Raw genomic sequence first — 17,945 nt, forward strand, 5'->3', positions numbered from 1 at the left:
GGAAGGGCAGGAATCAGCTGATTTTGAATCGGGACACGGACTGGCGCAGTTCCTCGGCCATGCGGGACAGCTCACGGACCTGCTGTGCCGTCGAGCGCGTGCCTTCACCAGTCTGCTCCGTTACCGCGAAAATATGCTGGATGTTGCCCGCCACCACGTTGGCGGAGGCCGCCTCCTGTGACGCCGCATGCGAGATCTGCTCGATCAGCTCTGCCAGCCTGCGCGAGACACGGTCAATTTCCGACAACGCCGTGCCGGCGTTGTCGGACAGCTTGGCGCCCTCGACCACACCGTGAGTGGAGCGCTCCATGGCCGCGACCGCATCCTGCGTGTCGGTCTGAATGGCTTTGACCAGTGCGGAGATCTGGCGTGTCGCGTCGGCGGAACGCTCCGCCAGGCGCTGCACTTCTTCCGCCACCACCGAGAAGCCGCGACCGGCATCGCCCGCCGAGGCCGCCTGAATGGCAGCATTCAGGGCCAGCACGTTGGTCTGCTCGGTAATGTCGGAGATCAACTCCGTGATTTCGCCAATCTCCTGCGAAGACTCGCCCAGTCGCTTGATCCGTTTGGAGGTTTCCTGGATCTGGTCGCGGATCGAGTTCATGCCCCCGATGGCATTTTGCACGGCCATCAGACCCGACTCGGCCGCCTGCAAGGACTGCCGGGCCACCGAAGCCGACTCCTGCGCCTGCGAAGATACCTGGTTGATCCGGCCGGCCATGTCCAGCACGGACTGGCCGGCCGCATGAATCTCGCGCAACTGCTCGCCGGAAGTGGCCAGCAATTCGGTGGAGGTGTTCTCCACCTGGGCGGTGGTCTGGGCGACACGCGACGCCGTGGTCTGCACGTTGCCCACCAGCAAACGCAACTCCTCCACGGTGTAGTTGACGGAATCGGCGATGGCCCCGGTGATGTCCTCCGTCACGGTGGCTTCCTGCGTCAGGTCGCCTTCCGCCACGGTTTGCAATTCGTTCATCAGCCGCAAAATCGCCGCCTGGTTGGCATCGTTGATGCGCTTGGCCTCCTGTTCCTGGCGCTCGGCTTCAAGCCGTTGCTGGTCCGCCAGCCCCTGGCGCTGACGACTGTCCTGCAGCTGGACGTAGGCCAGCCCGGCCGCACAGGCCAAAGCGAAAAGTGCAGACAAAATGAGTGCCACCAGGGAGCCCGAACTGAGCCCGCTGCGGGACGAAAGCTGGCCCTGCAGGCTTTCCAGATCGCGCCGCAGGGGCTCGCTGTCCGAGATGATGGCCGCCTGCGCCTCGCGCGCCGCCACCAACCCCTGCAAATTGCCAAGAATGGCGCCGGCCTGGGTGCGCGTCTGCTCGTACAGCTTCATCAGGGCCGCGAGCTGCTCCCGGGTCTGCGGGTCCTTCGCCGGCGTCAGGCGCAGCTCCGGGCTGCCATCGAGCAGGCCCTGAGAAATCTCCTTGAAGGAATTCAAATCCTTGCCGAGCAGGAACACCGCCTCGGGGCTGACCCCTTCGGTGGTCAGGAACTCATTGGCGGATTTGCCAATGCGCTGGGTCAGCATCACCAGCTGGCCGGCGGCGGAAATTTCCGTCGAGGGCGCATTTTGCTGCAGCTTGAGCGATGAAACCGTCTCGGCGATTTCCAGCAGGTCGGAGGACTGCCGATTGATGGTCCGCAGCGCGCTGCCGACCTGGGTCAGAATCTTTTGCTGGCCCAGCACGATCTTGGCGTTCTTCTCGGCGCGCTCCATCAAAGGGGTAATTTTGTCAAGCTCGGACGCGTCGGCGTCGCTCACCGCGGTCAGCCCCATCGAGTTGCTGCCGCTCTTGAGCCCGCGCACCGTTTTTGCCAGCACATCAGCGCTTTCCTTCACATCCGGAAACGCCGGCGCGCTGCCCACCAGCGCCTGGGAGACCGACTTGGCCAGGCGCTGCGACTGCATCAGTGACTGGCCGGTGGCCGCCACCTGCTGGGCCACTCTGTCGGCCTGGTTCAGTGCGAAGAAAGTGACCAGCGCCAGCACCACCAAAGCCAGGCCCAGCAATATTGCAAGAATCCGCTGGTGCTGCGCCGCAGTGCGATTCCCCAACAAGGGAATGCTGAGTAACTCTGCGTCCGAAGACTCCTGTTCCGCGTCCCCGGGCGGCATGCGGCTGTCGCTGAAGTCTTCGGAATGAGCGTGTTCCGACGCCATGGCTTCGGCCCGGTCCGCACTCATGTCCACGGTACCCGCCATGGTGACGTCGGTCACTGCCGAAGCGCTGGCCTGGAACGGTTTTTCAATTTGATTGACGAGGGACATGGTAGTGCGACCTTGCGAAGACATTCAAGCGCTGATGCTCAGGAATCGGGGTTGTTGCGAGAGCGACTGCAGGTTGATTTCCTGCCAGTGCGCGCCATCGGCGTCGGTGTACCCGCTGCCGAAATAACCGGGCGCTGTGTCGGGGGCAGGCGCCGAATCAATAAATGAATCCATGCTGCGAAGGCCAACAAGGCGGTCAATCAGCAACGCGCAATTGACGTCGAGCACCGAATTCAGGGCCACCAGCCGCGCCTGATCACGGACCGGTTCCGCGCGGGAGGCAGGCGCCGTGCCGGCGACAAAGCCGCCCAGGTCGATCACACCGTAAAGGCCGCCGCGCAAATTGGCAACGCCGAGAAACCAGCGCTGGGTATAAGGCACTGGCTGGGTATTGGCCCAGGGGAAAATCTCCCCCGACTGACTCAATGGAAAAAGATACTTCACATTGGCCGCTTCCACCGCCAGCCAGGAGGCGGCGACGCCCGTGGTCCGCGCCGCGCTCAAGCGGCTCGCCAAATGGCTCTGGAATTGTCGGAGGGCTTCGCGATTGGCCATGCGGGTGATGTGCGTCAGCGCAAGGCTTTGATCTTGGCCATCAACTCGCTGGCATCCACCGGCTTGGTGATGTAGTCCCGTGCGCCCTGGCGCATGCCCCAGACCCGATCGGTTTCCTGGGTTTTGCTGGTGCACATGATGATGGGCACATCCGCGTACTGCGGATCACGCGAGATCGCGCGCGTCAACTGAAATCCATTCTTCCCGGGCATCACGACATCCATCAAAATCAGGTCCGGCTTTTCCTGGGCGAGCCGACGAAAGGCTTCCTCGGCGTTCTCGGCGGTTTTCACGGACATGCCATTTTTTTCCAGCATGTCGGTCAAAACCATCAACTCGGTTTTGGAATCGTCCACCACCAACACTTTATGAACCGGCATCAATCACTCCTGAACGGGCTTCGCCAAACTGTTGCACGGCTTGCAACAGCTGGTCTTTGGTAAATGGTTTGGTCAGATAGTCCTGCGAGCCCACCATGCGGCCGCGCGCCTTGTCGAAGACACCATCCTTGGACGACAGCATGACCACCGGAACGCCAGCGAACCTGGCGTTGCGCTTGATGATGGCGCAGGTCTGGTAGCCGTCGAGCCGCGGCATCAGGATGTCACAGAAAATCAGTTGGGGTTGATGGTCGTTGACCTTGGCCAACGCATCAAAACCATCCTCTGCCAGCACCACGTCGTGGCCACCCTGCTTGAGAAAGATTTCGGCGCTGCGCCGAATGGTGTTGCTGTCATCGATTACCAGAACTTTGAAACCCGATCCAGTCGTGGTCATTGGCAGCTGCTCCCGAATTATTTCTTCAACGACCTTGGCCGATAGCCTTGCACGCGATATGTTCTATATTTGGACCATTTCGAAGTCTTCCTTGCGCGCGCCACACTCGGGGCAGGTCCAGTTCATGGGAACCTGTGCCCAGACGGTCCCGGGCGCAACGTCATGGTCGGGGTCTCCGGCCGCTTCGTCATAAATCCATCCGCAAATCAAACACATCCACGTTTTAAAGTCAGTCACAGCTTAAGGGGCCTTCGAATAGAATGCAACAATTGTATCTAGGCTTCATGTGACCAAGTTAGCACCATCAGCCGATATTTGTCGAGACTTGGCCTATGACAAACCACAAACCCCAGGATTTGCCCCCAACCACCCTCGCTGACGAGGACGAAGATTCGAGCCCGGCCTGCGTGCTGGTGTTCAACGCCAGCGATCCCAGCGGCGCGGGTGGCCTGGCGGCCGATGTGAGCGCCATCGCATCGGTCGGCGCACATGCCTTGCCCGTCGTGACGGGCGCCTATATACGGGATACGGCCGAGATTTTCGAGCACATCTCCTTCGACGAGGAAGCCGTGACCGAGCAGGCCCGAACCATCCTCGAAGACATCCAGGTGCAGGTGATCAAGGTCGGTTTTGTGGGCAGCCCCGAGAACCTCAGCGCCATCGCCGAAATCGCTTCGGACTACGCCGATGTACCACTTGTGGCCTATATGCCCAACCTGTCGTGGTGGGACGAGGGACAGATCGATCTATACCTCGATGCCTTTCGTGAACTGCTTTTGCCGCAGACCACCGTGTTGGTTGGAAACCACAGCACGCTGTGGCGCTGGCTGTTGCCGGACTGGAACGGCGACGAAAGCCCCGGCGCGCGCGATATTGCCAAGGCGGCGGCGGCGATGGGCGTCACTTACACGCTGGTCACCGGCATCCCCTTGCCCGAGCAGTTCATCGACAATGTGCTGGCCTCGCCGCAGGCGGTGCTCGGCGGCGAAAAGTTCGAGCGTTTCGAGGCCACTTTCTGCGGCGCGGGCGATACCCTGGCCGCCGCGCTCGCGGCCCTGATTGCCAGCGGCAGCGACCTGGCCGCAGCGACCAGCGAGGCGCTGAGCTATCTGGACCGCTGCCTCGATGGCGGCTTTCGCCCCGGCATGGGCAACGTGCTGCCGGACCGCCTGTTCTGGGCCCAGCCCGAGGCCGATGCCGATGCCGATGAGGTGACCGAAGCCGAAACCGGCGATTTGCAAGGCTTTGCCATGCCTCCCCATGAAACCAAACACTGACCACAACGAAGCGCTGTTCGAGCGCGCCAAACGCTTCATCCCGGGCGGCGTGAATTCGCCGGTGCGCGCCTTCAAGGCCGTGGGCGGCACGCCGCGCTTTGTGCAGCGCGCGCAAGGCGCCCATTTTTGGGATGCCAACGGCCAGCGCTACATCGATTACATCGGCTCCTGGGGCCCGATGATTCTGGGCCATGGCCACCCGGCGGTGCTGCAGGCGGTGCAAAAGGCCCTGCTCGAAGGCTTCTCGTTCGGCGCACCGACCGAGCGCGAGGTCGAGCTGGCCGAAGCCATCATCCACCTCGTGCCCTCCATCGAGATGCTGCGCCTGGTCAGCTCGGGTACCGAAGCCGGCATGAGCGCGATCCGCCTGGCGCGCGGCGCCACCGGCCGCAGCAAGTTCATCAAGTTCGAGGGCTGCTACCACGGCCATGCCGACGCGCTCTTGGTCAAGGCCGGCTCGGGCCTGGCCACCTTCGGCAACCCGACCAGCGCGGGCGTGCCGCCCGAGGTGGTGCGGGACACGCTGGTGCTGGAGTACAACAACGTCAAACAACTGGAGGAAGCGTTCGCGCTGCACGGCCGCGAGCTGGCCTGCCTGATCATCGAGCCGATTGCGGGGAACATGAATTTCGTGCGCGCCTCGGTGCCGTTCATGCAGCGCTGCCGCGAACTGTGCAGCCAGCACGGCGCCCTGCTGATATTCGACGAGGTGATGACCGGCTGCCGCGTCGCGCTGGGCAGCGCGCAAAGCGTCTATGCGCAAAGCATCCCGGGGTTCGCGCCGGACATGACGGTGCTGGGCAAGGTGATCGGCGGCGGCATGCCGCTGGCCGCGTTTGGCGGTTCGCGCGCCGTCATGGAACAGCTGGCCCCGCTCGGCCCGGTGTACCAGGCCGGGACGCTGTCGGGCAATCCGGTGGCCACCGCCTGCGGCCTGGCCACGCTTCAGGAAATCACCAGGCCGGGCTTTTTTGAGGACCTGTCGCGCAAGACGCGCGCGCTGGTCGACGGCCTCACCGGCGCCGCGCGCGACGCGGGCGTGGCCTTCAGCGCGGACAGCGAAGGCGGCATGTTCGGCTTCTTCCTGCTGGACGCGCTGCCGCAGAACTACACCCAGGTCATGAAGAGCGACGGCGCGCGTTTCAACCGCCTGTTCCATGGTCTGCTGGAGCGCGGCGTGTATCTCGCGCCGGCGCTGTACGAAGCCGGGTTTGTCAGCGCCGCACACAGCGCGCAGGATATTGCCGAAACCGTCGGCGCGGCGCGCGAAGTCTTCCAGACACTGCAAAAACCGTAGCAAGAAAAGACCGATGCGCCGGCGCTTCAAGCACTTCCTGCTTGGTTTCTGGGGATCGGGAGCGGCGCCATGAACCTGCGCTTCGTCGAAGCCTTCGTCTGGGTCGCGCGGCTCAGGAGCATCACGCGCGGCGCCGAAAAACTGTGCCTGACGCAGTCGGCGGTCTCGAACCGTGTGGCGGCGCTGGAGCAGGAACTCGGGATCGCGCTGCTGGACCGGCGCGAACGCGCTTTCAAGCTGACCCCCGCGGGCGGGCGCTTCCTGCAGTACGCCGAGCGCCTGCTGGCGCTGCAGCGCGAAATGAAGACCGAACTGGGCAGCCCCGAGCAGTTGCCGCTGTCGCTGCGCATCGGCGGCATCGAGACCGCACTGCACACCTGGCTGATCCCGATGGTCGATCTGCTGAAAAAATCCAACCCGCAGCTCGAACTGGAGCTCACCATCGAGACCACACCGGTGCTGGTCGAGCAGTTGCGCCGCGGCAGCCTGGACCTGGCGTTCGCCGCGCTGCCCGCGCTCGGCGAGCAGATTGCCAACGAGGTGCTGGCACCGCTCGAGATGGTGTTCGTTGGCCCCCTGAGCATGGCGAGAAAAAGGCCGCTGAGCGTCGACGAACTGCTGGCGCGCGACTTGATGACTTTCCAGCGCGGCTCGGCGCCGCACGTCGCGCTGCTCGATCTGCTGCGCTCGCTCGGCGCAGCAAGCAAGCGCGTGCACACGGTGTCATCGATCTCGGCGCTGGTGCGGCTTGCCGAGAGCGGCTTCGGCATCGCCACGCTGCCGCGCGCCGCAGTGGAGCAATTGCTGGCGCGCAACCGGATCGCGATCCTGCGCTGCGATGCCGCGCTGGCGCCGCTGCCGATGGTGGCGAGCTACTGGAGCGGCCCGGTGGCGCCGGGGCTCGCGAAGGCTTTGCACGAGGCGCTGGTGTTTGTGCGGGCGCAGTAGTCGCGCGGCTGTCGGGCCGGCTGCCGCGCGTTGCTGAGACTTTGAATGAAATGTCTCCTCAGTCAGCGTGGAATATACGCTTTTTGCTATATTATTAATAGCAAACAACCCTCCCTCGCACCACCCATCGGCATCACACTGCGGGTGCACTCAGCGGCCGCAACTGGTAGCCCTTGCGAGCGAGTTCGGCGCGCAGATGGGCCGCGGTGGCGACAGCTTCGGGACCATCGCCGTGCACGCAGATGCTGCCGATCGCCGTCGGCAGGCGCTTGCCGCTGACCGAGATCAACGCCTGCGCGTCGAGCATGGCCTCGACGTGCGCCAGCGAGTGCGCGGCGCCGTGGATCATCGCGTCGGCGCGGCTGCGCGGCACCAGTTGCCCATCGTCCAGGTAGGCACGGTCGGCGAAAATTTCCTCGACCACCGCAAGCCCGGCCTCGCGCCCTGCGGTGCACAGGCACGACAGCGCGGGCGCGAGCAGGATCAGCGCCGGGTCGTAGGCCTTGACCGAGCCGGCCACGGTGCGCGCCAGCGCCAGGTCGGCACAGGCCATGTTGCTGAGCGCGCCGTGCGCCTTGACGTGGCCGACGCGCATACCTTCGGTACGCGCCATGCCGTCCAGCGCGGCAATCTGGTAGATCAGCAGCGCCTCCAGCTCGGCCGGCTCGATCTGCATGCGCCGGCGCCCGAAGCCCTGCAGGTCGGGGTACGAGGGATGCGCGCCGACGCTGACACCGGCCGCCCTGGCCAGCCGCAGCGTGTTGCGCATCACCAGTGGGTCGCCCGCATGAAAGCCGCAGGCCACGTTGGCCGAGCCGACCGACTGCAGAATCTCGCGGTCCGAGCCCATGGTCCAGGCGCCGAAGCTCTCGCCGAGGTCGGCGTTGAGGTTGATGATTCTCGACATGGTGGTGACTCCCAAAAATGGCGCAGCGCGCGGCTCCGTCCTACGCGTCGGCGCGAATCATGCCGCTGACCAGGTTGCCGCCGTACAGCGCGGCATCATCGATGATGCCGGCCGGGCGAAAACCGGCAATGCGGCCGGCCCAGAGCGCCAATTGCTGCGCCTGCGCCGCGCGCGCGGCCGCGGCCTCCGGCAGGCTCACGCGCGCAAAGCGCAACTGCGCGCCGGGCCGGGCGTGGGCCAGCCGCGGCAGATCGGCGCGGATCACAGTCGCAATCTTCGGGTAGCCGCCCACCGTCTGGCAATCGGCCATCAGGATGATCGGCTGGCCGTTGGCCGGCACCTGGATCGCCCCCGGCGTGACGCCGTCGGAGGCGATGTCGGCGCCGAGCGCGCTGTGAGTCAGCGCCGGGCCCTCGAGCCGCATGCCCATGCGGTCGCTGTCGCGCGTGACCGTGAACGGCTGGCTGAAAAAGGCCTGCAGCGCCTCGTCGGTGAAATGGTCGGCCTGCGGCCCGGGCACGACGCGGATCGGTCCCTCGGGGTGCACGAGGGGTCCGGCGCCACGGAATTCGAGCGGCGCATCGCCCGCCACGCTGCGGCACGGCAGCAGGTCGCCCGCGGTGATGGCGCGGCCGTGCATGCCGCCGAGCGCGGCGCGCGCGTAGGTCGAGCGACTCGCCAGCACGACCGGCACGTCGACCCCGCCGCTGATGCCCACATAGGCGATGCTCAGGCCGCCCGCTTTGGGCGCGGCGGCGGCGCCGAACTTGATGCTGTCGCCGGGCCCGAGCGTGACCGTGCACCAGGGTTCCACCGGCAGCAGCTTGCCCTGGGCGCTCTGCACCTTGGCGGCTATCTCGCCCGCGAGCGAGAAGCGCACGCGGCCCGCGCGCACCTTGAGCGCGGGGCCGGTGAGCAGGATCTCCAGCGCCGCGGTGCCGGCCGCGTTGCCCACGAGCGCGTTCGCCGCCGCCAGCAGCAGTGGATCGAGCGCGCCCGACACCGGCACGCCGAGCCGCCGGTAGCCGAAGCGACCGCGATCCTGCACCGCCACGGCCAACCCGCTCTCCACCACTTCAAGCTGCGCGCTCATCGGGTCACCTTGGCGCCATGCTTTGCTTCGAGGCACAGGCTCGCGCGATCGAACGTACCGGCCGCGCAGCGCGCCTGCAGCGCCTCGTAGGCTGCGCGATCGACCGCCTGCCAGCGCACCTGGTCGCCGGGCGCCAGCAGCGCCGGCCGCTCGGCATCGGCCGCATCGAACAGCGGCACGGGCGTGCGCCCGAGCAGCCGCCAGCCACCCGGGCTTTCCCACGGGTAGGCGGCGCACATGCGCTGCGCCACGGCGACCGAGCCCGCCGGCACACGCTTGCGCGGCGAGGCCAGGCGCGGCATTTCCAGTGCCTCGGGCAGGCCGCCCATGTAACTGAAGCCGGGCTGAAAGCCCAGCATGTAAACGCTGAACACGGTCTGCGTCATGAGCTCGACCACGCGCTCGCGGCGCAGCGACTTGGCGCTGGCAAGCTCATCCAGATCGGGGGCAAACTCGGGGTCGAAGCACACCGGGATGCGCCAGTGCGAGCCGGCCACCGTGAGGCTGCTGCTGGTGCGCGCGAGCGCTTGCAGCTGCGCGGCCAGGGCGTCGGCGTCGATGCGGTCGGGGTCGAAATGCACCGTGACCGAGCGGAAGGTCGGCACCCATTCGAGCACGCCATCGATCCGCCCGCTCGCGGCGAGCGCCTCCAGCGCACTGGCGAAGCCGAGCACCCGGGCGTGGATTGGCGGCGCTATCGCGCTGCCGAACTCCACCGTGAGCGCCGCGTCGCCGAGCGGCAGCAGGCGCGCCTCGGGCAGCGCTGGCTGGACAGCAGCGCTCATGCCTTGGCGGCCAGCGCTTCGTCGCCGGCGCTCAGTTCCAGCCCCTGCGTTTCAGGCAGCGCCAGTGCGGCGATCACGACCAGCAGGTAGCCCGCGCCCGCGAGGTAGCCGATGGCCGTGCCAAGCGGGATCGACGTGCTCAGGTAGCCCACCAGCGCGGGACAGACCGAGCCGACCGCGCGCCCGAAGTTGTAGCAAAAGCCCTGGCCCGAGCCGCGCACCCGGCTCGGGAACAGCTCGCTCAGGTAGGCCCCCATGCCCGAGAAAATCCCCGACAGGAAGAAGCCCAGCGGAAAGCCCAAGACCAGCATCAGCGCGTCGGTCACCGGAACCAGCGTGTAGCCCACGACCAGCGCGCCGGCACTGATCGCGAACAGGATGAAGCACTGGCGCCGGCCGAGACGGTCGGACAGCCAGGCGCTGGTCAGGTAGCCGGCGAACGAACCGATGATCAGCACCAGCAGGTAGCCGCTGGTGTTCAGCACCGACAGATGGCGTTCCGTCTTCAGAAAGGTCGGCAGCCAGGTCGTCACGGCGTAGTAGGCGCCCTGCATGCCGGTGGCCAGCAGGCTCGCGAACACCGTCGTGCGCAACAGCGCGGGCGAGAAGATCTCGAGGAAGTTACCGGTGTCGCCGTCCTTCGTCATCTGTGCGCGTGTGGCGTGATAAACCTCGGGGTCCTTGATCTGGCGCCGGATGTAGAGAATCAGGAGCGCGGGCAGGATGCCGAGCCAGAACAGCACACGCCAGGCCATCTCGGGCGCGAACAGCGAATACGCGGCCCAGAATGCGATCGCCGCCACACCCCAGCCCACCGCCCAGCTGCTTTGCACCAAGCCGACCGCCTTGCCGCGGTGGCGCGCCCGGATCATCTCGGCGATCAGCACCGAGCCGACCGACCATTCACCGCCAAAGCCCAGGCCCTGCAGCGCGCGCGTGACCAGCAGCTGTTCGGGCGAGGTCGTGAAACCGCTCAGAAAGGTGAACACGGTGAACCACAGCACGGTCAGCTGCAGGATGCGCACGCGGCCGTACCTGTCGGCCAGGATGCCGGCGAGCCAGCCGCCAATGGCCGAGGTGATCAGCGCGCCGGTGGCGATGTAGCCGGCCTCGGCCTTGGTCATGCCCCACAGCGCGATCAGCGTGGGGATCATGAAGGTGTAGATCATGTAGTCGAAGGCATCGACGCCGTAGCCGGCGAACGCCGCGACCAGGGTCTTGCGCTCGGCCTTGCTGGTTTCCTGTAGCCACATGGTTTGTCTCCTGTGAATGTTGTCGGGCATGAAGATGAAGGGGGCCGCCGGCTCAGGCGAACGGCAGATCGCTGTTGAGCCGGTCCGTGATCAGCATGTAGCCCGGCGCGTGGGTGATGCAGAACGCGGGTCGCGCCGCCATCACGACGGCCTGCGGCGTCACGCCGCAGGCCCAGAACACCGGCAGCTCATCGGGTTTGATCTCGACCGGGTCACCAAAATCGGGGCGTCCGATGTCGGCGATGCCGATCAAGGCCGGGTCGCCCAGGTGCACCGGCGCGCCATGCACGGCCGGCACGCGCGCCGTGACCTGCACCGCGCGGATCGCATCCGCGGCCTTCATGGGACGCATCGACACCACCATCGGACCATGGAACGGGCCGGCCGGCGTGGTCGGGATGTTGGTGCGGTACATTGCCACGTTCCTGCCCTCGCGCACATGGCGCAGCTCGATGCCGGCCTCGATCAGCGCGTGCTCGAAGGAAAACGAACAGCCGAGCACGAAGCTCACCAGGCCGCCCTGCCAGAGCGCGCCGATGTCGCTCGGCTCGTCGGCCAGCTCGCCGTCCCGCCAGACGCGGTAGCGCGGCACGTCGCTGCGGATGTCGATGTCGGCGCCCAGGGTCGGCAGCATCGGATCGCCCGGCTCGGACACGGCCAGCAGCGGGCACGGCTTGGGGTTGCGCTGGCAAAAGCGCAGGAAGTCGGACGCCAGCGCCGCCGGCAGGATCACCACGTTGCCCTGGACATTGGCCGGCGCCAGGCCGCTGGTGTGCTCGCGCCAGCGGCCGGCGCGGATTGCCTGGCGCGCCTCGCGCGCGTTGGCGAACACGGGACGTTCGGCCGCGGCCGATGGAGAAGGATCAAGAACGGTCACATAACTCTCCTGCGGTTTGCTGCGTGTGCTCCGTTGCACGGTGCAGATGGGGCGCAGTATCGAGCGCGCGGCAGGGCGCGACAAACGCTAAATTTCGTTATGCCATGATCGATTTCTTCGATGGGAGGTCGGCCGCCCGCCGTTGCGGCGACGACAGTGCATAAGCCATCGCCGGGATGGCTGGCGTGGTCTGCAGCATTTTCAGATTGCTATCAAAATAGCAGCATACAGCGCCCACCCCTCATGGGCTGCAGGCACTTTTCTCTTGAATGTCAGTGGCGGAAGTGGCGCACGCCACTGAACACCATGGCCACGCCACGCTCGTCGGCGGCCGCGATCACCTCGGGGTCACGCATGCTGCCGCCGGGCTGGATCACGCAGGTCGCGCCGGCGTCCACCACCACGTCGAGCCCATCGCGAAATGGGAAGAAGGCGTCGCTCGCGACCGCCGTGCCCTCTAACGACAGGCCGGCATGCTGCGCCTTGATGCTGGCGATGCGCGCCGAGTCGAGCCGGCTCATCTGGCCCGCGCCGACGCCCATCGTCATGCCGTCCTTGCAGAACACGATGGCATTGGACTTGACGTACTTCGCCACCTTCCAGGCGAACAGCAGGTCCTGCAGCTGCTGCGGCGTCGGCTGCTTCTGGCTCACCACCTTGAGATCGCTGAGTGCCAGCTCATGGTTGTCGGCGGTCTGCATCAACAAGCCGGAGCCGATGCGCTTGACGTCCACGGCGTTGCGGCCGTTGTCCCAGTCGCTCTTGCCCGGGCCGGCGTTGGGCGGCAGCGCAATCTGCAGGATGCGCACGTTCACCTTGGACTTGAACACGTCCAGCGCTTCGGGCGTATAGCCGGGCGCCATCAGCACCTCGACGAACTGCTGGCTGATCGCCTGCGCGGCCGCGGCATCGACCGGCCGGTTCAGGGCAATGATGCCGCCGAAGGCCGAAGTCGGGTCGGTCTGGAACGCGCGGCTGTAGGCCTGCAGCGCATCGGCGCCGAGCGCCACGCCGCACGGGTTGGCGTGCTTGACGATGACGCAGGCCGCTTCCGTGCCAAAGCTCTTGACGCATTCCCATGCCGCATCGGCGTCGGCGATGTTGTTGTACGACAGCGCCTTGCCCTGCAGCTGCTGCGCCGTCACCAGCGAGCCCGGCGCCGGGTACAGGTCGCGGTAGAACGCGGCCTGCTGGTGCGGGTTTTCGCCGTAGCGCAGGTCCTGCAGCTTGATGAAGCGGCCATTCGCCTGGCCCGGGAACAGCGCATGGCTGCCGTCGCCCTGGATGCGCGAGAGGTAGTCGGAAATCGCGCCGTCGTAGCAGCTCACGCGATTGAAGGCCGCGACCGACAGTGCAAACTTGGTCTTGTCGCTGATCGCGCCGCCGGCCTTGAGTTCGTCCAGCACGCCGGCGTACTGCGAGGCGTCGGTCAGCACCGCCACATCTTTCCAGTTCTTGGCACCCGAGCGCACCATGGCCGGCCCGCCGATGTCGATGTTCTCGATCGCGTCCTCCAGTGTGCAGCCGGGTCGGGCCACCGTCGCCTCGAACGGGTACAGGTTCACCACCAGCAGGTCGATGGTGTCGATATGGTGCTGTGCGAGCGCCGCCATGTGCGTGGGCACGTCGCGCCGCGCCAGCAGGGCGCCGTGCACGTTCGGGTGCAGCGTCTTGACGCGCCCGTCCAGCATTTCGGGAAAGCCGGTCAGCGCCGCGACCTCGGTCACCGGCAGGCCCTGGTCGGCCAGCAGTTTGGCGGTGCCGCCGGTGGAGATCAGCTTGATGCCCAGCGCGTGCAGGGCACGCGCGAATTCGACGATGCCGGTTTTATCGGAGACGGAAATCAGTGCGTTCATTTCAATAACTTATGTTCAACCAGCTTCTTGCGCAGCGTGTTGCGGTTGAGGCCCAGCCATTCGGCGGCCCTGGATTGATTGTGGTCGGCCTGGTTCATCACCACTTCGAGCAGCGGACGCTCCACCACCTTGACCATCATCTCGTACATGCCGCCCGGCTCGGTGCCGCGCAAGTCCCTGAAGTAGCCTTCCAGACTGGCGCGCACACACTCTTCAATGTGCTTCTTGCTCATACCCTTGTTCCCCTTGTCGCTCTTGTTCTTCGCCCAGGTCTATGGGTGCGCGGGCCAAGCCGCGCGGCAGCCGGTCGTTGGAGGCACCCAGTTCGTCAAAAAAATCGGCCACCGCGGCGCATTGCGCCTGGCAGTTTTCCAGCAGGTTCATGCGCGCGCGAAAGGCTTCGCCGCCCGGCAGGGCGCGCACGTACCAGCCGATGTGCTTGCGCGCGGTGCGCACGCCGCTGAACTCTCCGTACAGCGCGTAGTGGTCCTGCAAATGGTCCAGCAGCACGCGCCGCACCTCGGCCACCAGCGGCGGCGCCAGATGCTCGCCGGTCGCCAGAAAATGCGCGATCTCGCGAAAGATCCAGGGCTGGCCTTGCGCCGCGCGGCCGATCATCACGGCGTCGGCCCCGGTCTCCCGCAGCACGCCCCGGGCCTGCTCGGGTGTGGCGATGTCGCCGTTGGCCACCACCGGAATGCGCAGCGCGGCCTTGACCTGACGAATCGTGTCGTACTCGGCGCGCCCCTTGTAGCCCTGCTCGCGCGTGCGGCCATGCACCGTGACCATCTGCACACCGGCGTCTTCCGCCGCGCGCGCCAGCGTAACGGCGTTTTTGTGCGACTGGCACCAGCCGGTGCGCATCTTGAGCGTGACCGGCACCTGGCGCGGCGCGCACACGGCCACCACGGCCTGCACGATGGCCAGCGCCAGCGCCTCATCCTGCATCAGCGCCGAGCCGGCCCATTTGTTGCAGACCTTCTTGGCCGGGCAGCCCATGTTGATGTCGATGATCTGCGCGCCGCGGTCGATGTTGTAGGCCGCGGCTTCGGCCATCATGGGCGCGTCGGTGCCGGCAATCTGCACGGCGATCGGGCCGGGCTCGCCCGCATGGTTGGCGCGGCGCGAGGTCTTCAGCGTGTTCCACAAATCGCGGCGCGAGGTCACCATCTCGCTCACCGCATAGCCGGCGCCGAGCTGCTTGCAGAGCTGACGAAACGGCCGGTCGGTCACGCCCGCCATCGGGGCGACGAACAGGTTGTTCGCCAGGGTGAAGGGGCCGATGTTCATGGGGCGGTGAAGACGCAAACGCGTTGCTGAAAAAAACGGCTCTGGGTGGGGTCTGCCATTGTAGTCGCCCAAAATTTCAGCAATTGAAATTTCACGCAACGGTCTGCCTATACTCGTGGCTCCCATGGAAGCCTGGATCCAACAACTGCTCACGCTGCTGGCGCTGCCCCAAATGGGCCTCAGCACGGTGTTCGTGGTGTCGTTCATTTCCGCCACGCTGCTGCCGCTGGGCTCCGAGCCGGTGGTGTTCGGCCTGATCAAGCTCAACCCCGAGCTGTACTGGCCGACCATTCTGGTCGCCACGGCGGGCAACACGCTGGGCGGTGCGCTGGACTGGTGGATGGGCTACGGCGCGCACAGGGTGCTGGACAAATACCGCCATTCGCCGACGCATTTGAAAGCCCTGAACTGGCTCGAAAAACTCGGCCCCATCGCCTGCCTGCTGTCCTGGCTGCCCGGCATCGGCGACCCGCTGTGCGCCGTCGCCGGCTGGCTCAAGCTGCCGTTCTGGCCCTGCCTGGCCTGGATGGCGGTGGGCAAGTTCCTGCGCTACGTCGCGATGACGGCGGCGCTGATCTGGGTGTTCCCGGGGCGGTTCACGTTTTGACTGGGCGCCGGTTTGCTACTAAATACATAGCTACCAGCCAACGCCAATCATGGGCCGAAGCCCTATTTCCTGTAAATCTCAGGAACTGAACAGGAAGTTCATCACGTCACCGTCCTTGACGACGTACTCCTTGCCCTCCGAGCGCATCTTGCCCGCGTCTTTCGCGCCCTGCTCGCCCTTGTAGGCGATGAAGTCGTCGAACGCGATGGTCTGGGCGCGGATGTAGCCCTTCTCAAAATCGGTGTGGATCACGCCGGCCGCCTGCGGGCCGGTGTCGCCGACGTGGATGGTCCAGGCCCGCACTTCCTTGACGCCGGCGGTGAAATAGGTTTGCAGGCCCAGCAGCTTGAAGGCCGCGCGGATCAGGCGATTCAAGCCCGGCTCGCTCTGACCAAGTTCGGCCAGGAACATCTGCTTGTCCTCCTCCTCCATGTCGGCCATTTCGGCTTCCATCTTGGCGCAGATTGCCACCACGGGCGCGTTCTGCTTGGCCGCGTACTCGCGCAGCCGGTCCAGGAACGGGTTGTTCTCGAAGCCGTCCTCGGCCACGTTGGCCACGAACATCGCGGGCTTGGCCGTGATCAGGAACAGCTGCTTGATCAGCGGCTGGTCTTCCTTGTTGAAGTTCAGCGCGCGCACCGGCTGGCCCTGGTTCAGCGCGGCCTGGCACTGCTCCAGCAGGGCCACCAGCTTGATCGCCTCCTTGTCGCCCGAGCGCGCCGTCTTGGTGTGGCGGTGCAGCGCCTTCTCGACCGACGACAGGTCGGCCAGACACAGTTCGGTCTGGATGATTTCGATGTCGGAGATCGGGTCCACCTTGCCGGCGACGTGGATCACGTTCTCGTCCTCGAAGCAGCGCACCACGTTGACGGTAGCGTCGGTCTCGCGGATATGCGCCAGGAACTGGTTGCCCAGGCCCTCACCCTTGCTGGCGCCGGCCACCAGACCGGCGATGTCGACAAATTCGACGATGGCGGGCACGATGCGCTCGGGCTCGACGATCGCGGCCAGCTGGTCCAGGCGCGGGTCCGGCAGTTCCACGATGCCCACATTCGGCTCGATGGTGCAAAAAGGATAGTTCTCGGCCGCGATGCCGGCCTTGGTCAAGGCATTGAACAGGGTGGATTTCCCCACGTTGGGCAGGCCCACAATGCCGCACTTCAGACTCATAACAAACCCCAAAAATCAGGGGCCAAGTGTAAGCGACCCAAGCGACGCAAGCGACGGCCCGGTTTGGCCCGGTCAGTCGAAAACGTAGTCCGCCGCCACGCTCTGGCCGACGCGCAGCAGCTGGCCGGCGCCGGCCAGCACGATGGCATTCATGCCGAAGGTGATGCCACCGTCCATGCGCGCGTCCTGCCGGTAGGTCTGCAAGGTGTCGCTCACTTCGGGGCTGGGGATGCCGCTTGCGGGGTCGACGTTGGGAATCGGGCAGCGCACGCAGGGTTTGACGGGCTTGAGCTGCGCCGGGCCCTGTTCGGTCGTCACGTGCAGGGTGTCCAGATGGTCCTCATCGTGTGCCTGCACGCCCGACAGCACCAGGTTGGGGCGAAAGCGCTCCATGCCGACCGGCCCGTGGCCGCCCGCCTGCAACCGGGTGTTGAGGTCGTCCAGCGCCGCGTCGCTGGTCACCAGCAGCGCAAAGCCGTCGTTGAACTGCACCGGCGCCTCGACGCCGCCGGTCCACTTCAGGCTGGACAGGCGCTGCACGTCGGGATCGAAGCGCACCAGGCGCAGCTTCTTGCCCAGAAAGTCGCTGAACCACTGCGCCGCCAGCGCGCCCATGTCCCAGGCGTCCACCACGTCGTCCCAGACCCGCACGCGCGCGGGCTGCTCCACGGCGTCCAGCGCCACGTGCAGGGTCAGCATGCCGGGCGCGCGCAGCACCATCTCGGAGGTCTTGAGCTGCGGGCGGATCAGCGCCATGCGCGGCAGCGTGCGCTGCGTCACGAAGTCGCCGGCCTCGTCCACCACCATCCAGGCGCGGTCCCACTCCAGCCCGGTCTCCAGCAGCAGGGCCTCCTGCACTTCAATGCCGGCGCACGACTTGATGGGGTAGAGGAACAGCCGCGCAATGCGGCCCGTCACGTCGGGACTGGAAGAGGTCACGGGGGCATCCTTTCAACGAAAGCTCCGATTTTGCCCCGCCTC

The 17,945-nt window shown here is 66.0% G+C and carries 19 protein-coding genes; 4 read left to right on the plus strand and 15 right to left on the minus strand.

Annotated elements, in window-relative coordinates:
- Nucleotides 1–13 precede the first annotated feature (13 nt).
- The 5 genes from EUB48_RS18065 to EUB48_RS18085 form a co-directional block, all read right to left on the minus strand.
- The gene (locus EUB48_RS18065; protein ID WP_244618449.1) at nucleotides 14–2,119 is read right to left on the minus strand and encodes a methyl-accepting chemotaxis protein; all 2,106 of its coding nucleotides are present in this window, start codon (nucleotides 2,117–2,119) and stop codon (nucleotides 14–16) included.
- A 177-nt stretch (nucleotides 2,120–2,296) separates the two neighbouring features.
- A complete protein-coding gene (locus tag EUB48_RS18070; protein WP_142820417.1) occupies nucleotides 2,297–2,827 on the minus strand; it encodes a chemotaxis protein CheW in 531 nt (176 codons plus the stop codon).
- Nucleotides 2,828–2,841: 14 nt separating this feature from the next.
- On the minus strand, nucleotides 2,842–3,207 hold the full coding sequence (locus EUB48_RS18075) for a response regulator (protein WP_142820418.1): 366 nt from the start codon (nucleotides 3,205–3,207) through the stop codon (nucleotides 2,842–2,844).
- On the minus strand, nucleotides 3,194–3,604 hold the full coding sequence (locus tag EUB48_RS18080; protein ID WP_142820419.1) for a response regulator: 411 nt from the start codon (nucleotides 3,602–3,604) through the stop codon (nucleotides 3,194–3,196). Before EUB48_RS18080 ends, EUB48_RS18075 begins: the two co-directional genes overlap by 14 nt.
- 63 nt (nucleotides 3,605–3,667) lie before the next feature.
- Entirely contained in the window at nucleotides 3,668–3,841 is a 174-nt protein-coding gene (locus EUB48_RS18085) for a rubredoxin (RefSeq protein WP_077564055.1), read from the minus strand.
- Nucleotides 3,842–3,936: 95 nt separating this feature from the next.
- On the opposite strand from EUB48_RS18085, the gene thiD reads away from it, so the two are divergent.
- From thiD to EUB48_RS18100, 3 genes are all read left to right on the plus strand, one after another.
- On the plus strand, nucleotides 3,937–4,881 hold the full coding sequence (gene thiD / locus EUB48_RS18090) for a bifunctional hydroxymethylpyrimidine kinase/phosphomethylpyrimidine kinase (protein WP_142820420.1): 945 nt from the start codon (nucleotides 3,937–3,939) through the stop codon (nucleotides 4,879–4,881).
- Nucleotides 4,865–6,178 carry a glutamate-1-semialdehyde 2,1-aminomutase gene (hemL, locus tag EUB48_RS18095; protein ID WP_142820421.1) on the plus strand — a complete coding sequence of 438 codons (1,314 nt, stop codon included), beginning with the start codon at nucleotides 4,865–4,867 and terminating at the stop codon, nucleotides 6,176–6,178. The genes thiD and hemL overlap by 17 nt, the downstream gene beginning before the upstream one ends.
- Nucleotides 6,179–6,247: 69 nt before the next feature.
- The gene (locus tag EUB48_RS18100) at nucleotides 6,248–7,126 is read left to right on the plus strand and encodes a LysR family transcriptional regulator (protein ID WP_142820422.1); all 879 of its coding nucleotides are present in this window, start codon (nucleotides 6,248–6,250) and stop codon (nucleotides 7,124–7,126) included.
- Nucleotides 7,127–7,259: 133 nt separating this feature from the next.
- Here the strand turns inward: EUB48_RS18100 and EUB48_RS18105 are convergent, their stop codons facing one another.
- The 8 genes from EUB48_RS18105 to dusB form a co-directional block, all read right to left on the minus strand.
- Nucleotides 7,260–8,033: a LamB/YcsF family protein gene (locus EUB48_RS18105; RefSeq protein ID WP_142820423.1), complete on the minus strand. Its 774-nt coding sequence runs from the start codon at nucleotides 8,031–8,033 to the stop codon at nucleotides 7,260–7,262.
- Between the two features lie 40 nt (nucleotides 8,034–8,073).
- Nucleotides 8,074–9,126 carry a 5-oxoprolinase subunit C family protein gene (locus tag EUB48_RS18110; protein ID WP_142820424.1) on the minus strand — a complete coding sequence of 351 codons (1,053 nt, stop codon included), beginning with the start codon at nucleotides 9,124–9,126 and terminating at the stop codon, nucleotides 8,074–8,076.
- Complete coding sequence (gene pxpB, locus EUB48_RS18115; RefSeq protein ID WP_142820425.1) at nucleotides 9,123–9,911, minus strand: 5-oxoprolinase subunit PxpB; 789 nt, start codon at nucleotides 9,909–9,911, stop codon at nucleotides 9,123–9,125. Before pxpB ends, EUB48_RS18110 begins: the two co-directional genes overlap by 4 nt.
- Nucleotides 9,908–11,164, minus strand: coding sequence for an MFS transporter (locus tag EUB48_RS18120; RefSeq protein WP_142820426.1), 1,257 nt, complete (start codon nucleotides 11,162–11,164; stop codon nucleotides 9,908–9,910). Before EUB48_RS18120 ends, pxpB begins: the two co-directional genes overlap by 4 nt.
- Nucleotides 11,165–11,216: 52 nt before the next feature.
- Entirely contained in the window at nucleotides 11,217–11,996 is a 780-nt protein-coding gene (locus tag EUB48_RS18125) for a putative hydro-lyase (RefSeq protein WP_244618450.1), read from the minus strand.
- A gap of 317 nt (nucleotides 11,997–12,313) precedes the next feature.
- Nucleotides 12,314–13,903, minus strand: a complete 1,590-nt coding sequence (gene purH, locus EUB48_RS18130) for a bifunctional phosphoribosylaminoimidazolecarboxamide formyltransferase/IMP cyclohydrolase (RefSeq protein ID WP_210411769.1) — start codon at nucleotides 13,901–13,903, stop codon at nucleotides 12,314–12,316.
- Nucleotides 13,894–14,130, minus strand: coding sequence for a Fis family transcriptional regulator (locus EUB48_RS18135; protein ID WP_077564047.1), 237 nt, complete (start codon nucleotides 14,128–14,130; stop codon nucleotides 13,894–13,896). The genes purH and EUB48_RS18135 overlap by 10 nt, the downstream gene beginning before the upstream one ends.
- A complete protein-coding gene (gene dusB, locus EUB48_RS18140; RefSeq protein ID WP_142820429.1) occupies nucleotides 14,111–15,187 on the minus strand; it encodes a tRNA dihydrouridine synthase DusB in 1,077 nt (358 codons plus the stop codon). The genes EUB48_RS18135 and dusB overlap by 20 nt, the downstream gene beginning before the upstream one ends.
- Nucleotides 15,188–15,311: 124 nt before the next feature.
- On the opposite strand from dusB, the gene EUB48_RS18145 reads away from it, so the two are divergent.
- Nucleotides 15,312–15,794 carry a YqaA family protein gene (locus tag EUB48_RS18145; RefSeq protein WP_142820430.1) on the plus strand — a complete coding sequence of 161 codons (483 nt, stop codon included), beginning with the start codon at nucleotides 15,312–15,314 and terminating at the stop codon, nucleotides 15,792–15,794.
- A gap of 78 nt (nucleotides 15,795–15,872) precedes the next feature.
- Here EUB48_RS18145 and ychF read toward each other — a convergent pair whose 3' ends face one another.
- Complete coding sequence (ychF, locus tag EUB48_RS18150) at nucleotides 15,873–16,964, minus strand: redox-regulated ATPase YchF (protein ID WP_142820431.1); 1,092 nt, start codon at nucleotides 16,962–16,964, stop codon at nucleotides 15,873–15,875.
- Between the two features lie 72 nt (nucleotides 16,965–17,036).
- Nucleotides 17,037–17,903, minus strand: a complete 867-nt coding sequence (locus EUB48_RS18155) for an MOSC domain-containing protein (protein ID WP_142820432.1) — start codon at nucleotides 17,901–17,903, stop codon at nucleotides 17,037–17,039.
- Nucleotides 17,904–17,945: the final 42 nt, after the last annotated feature.

The sequence above is a fragment of the Rhodoferax sediminis genome, assembly GCF_006970865.1.
In the GTDB taxonomy this organism is placed as follows: domain Bacteria; phylum Pseudomonadota; class Gammaproteobacteria; order Burkholderiales; family Burkholderiaceae_C; genus Rhodoferax_A; species Rhodoferax_A sediminis.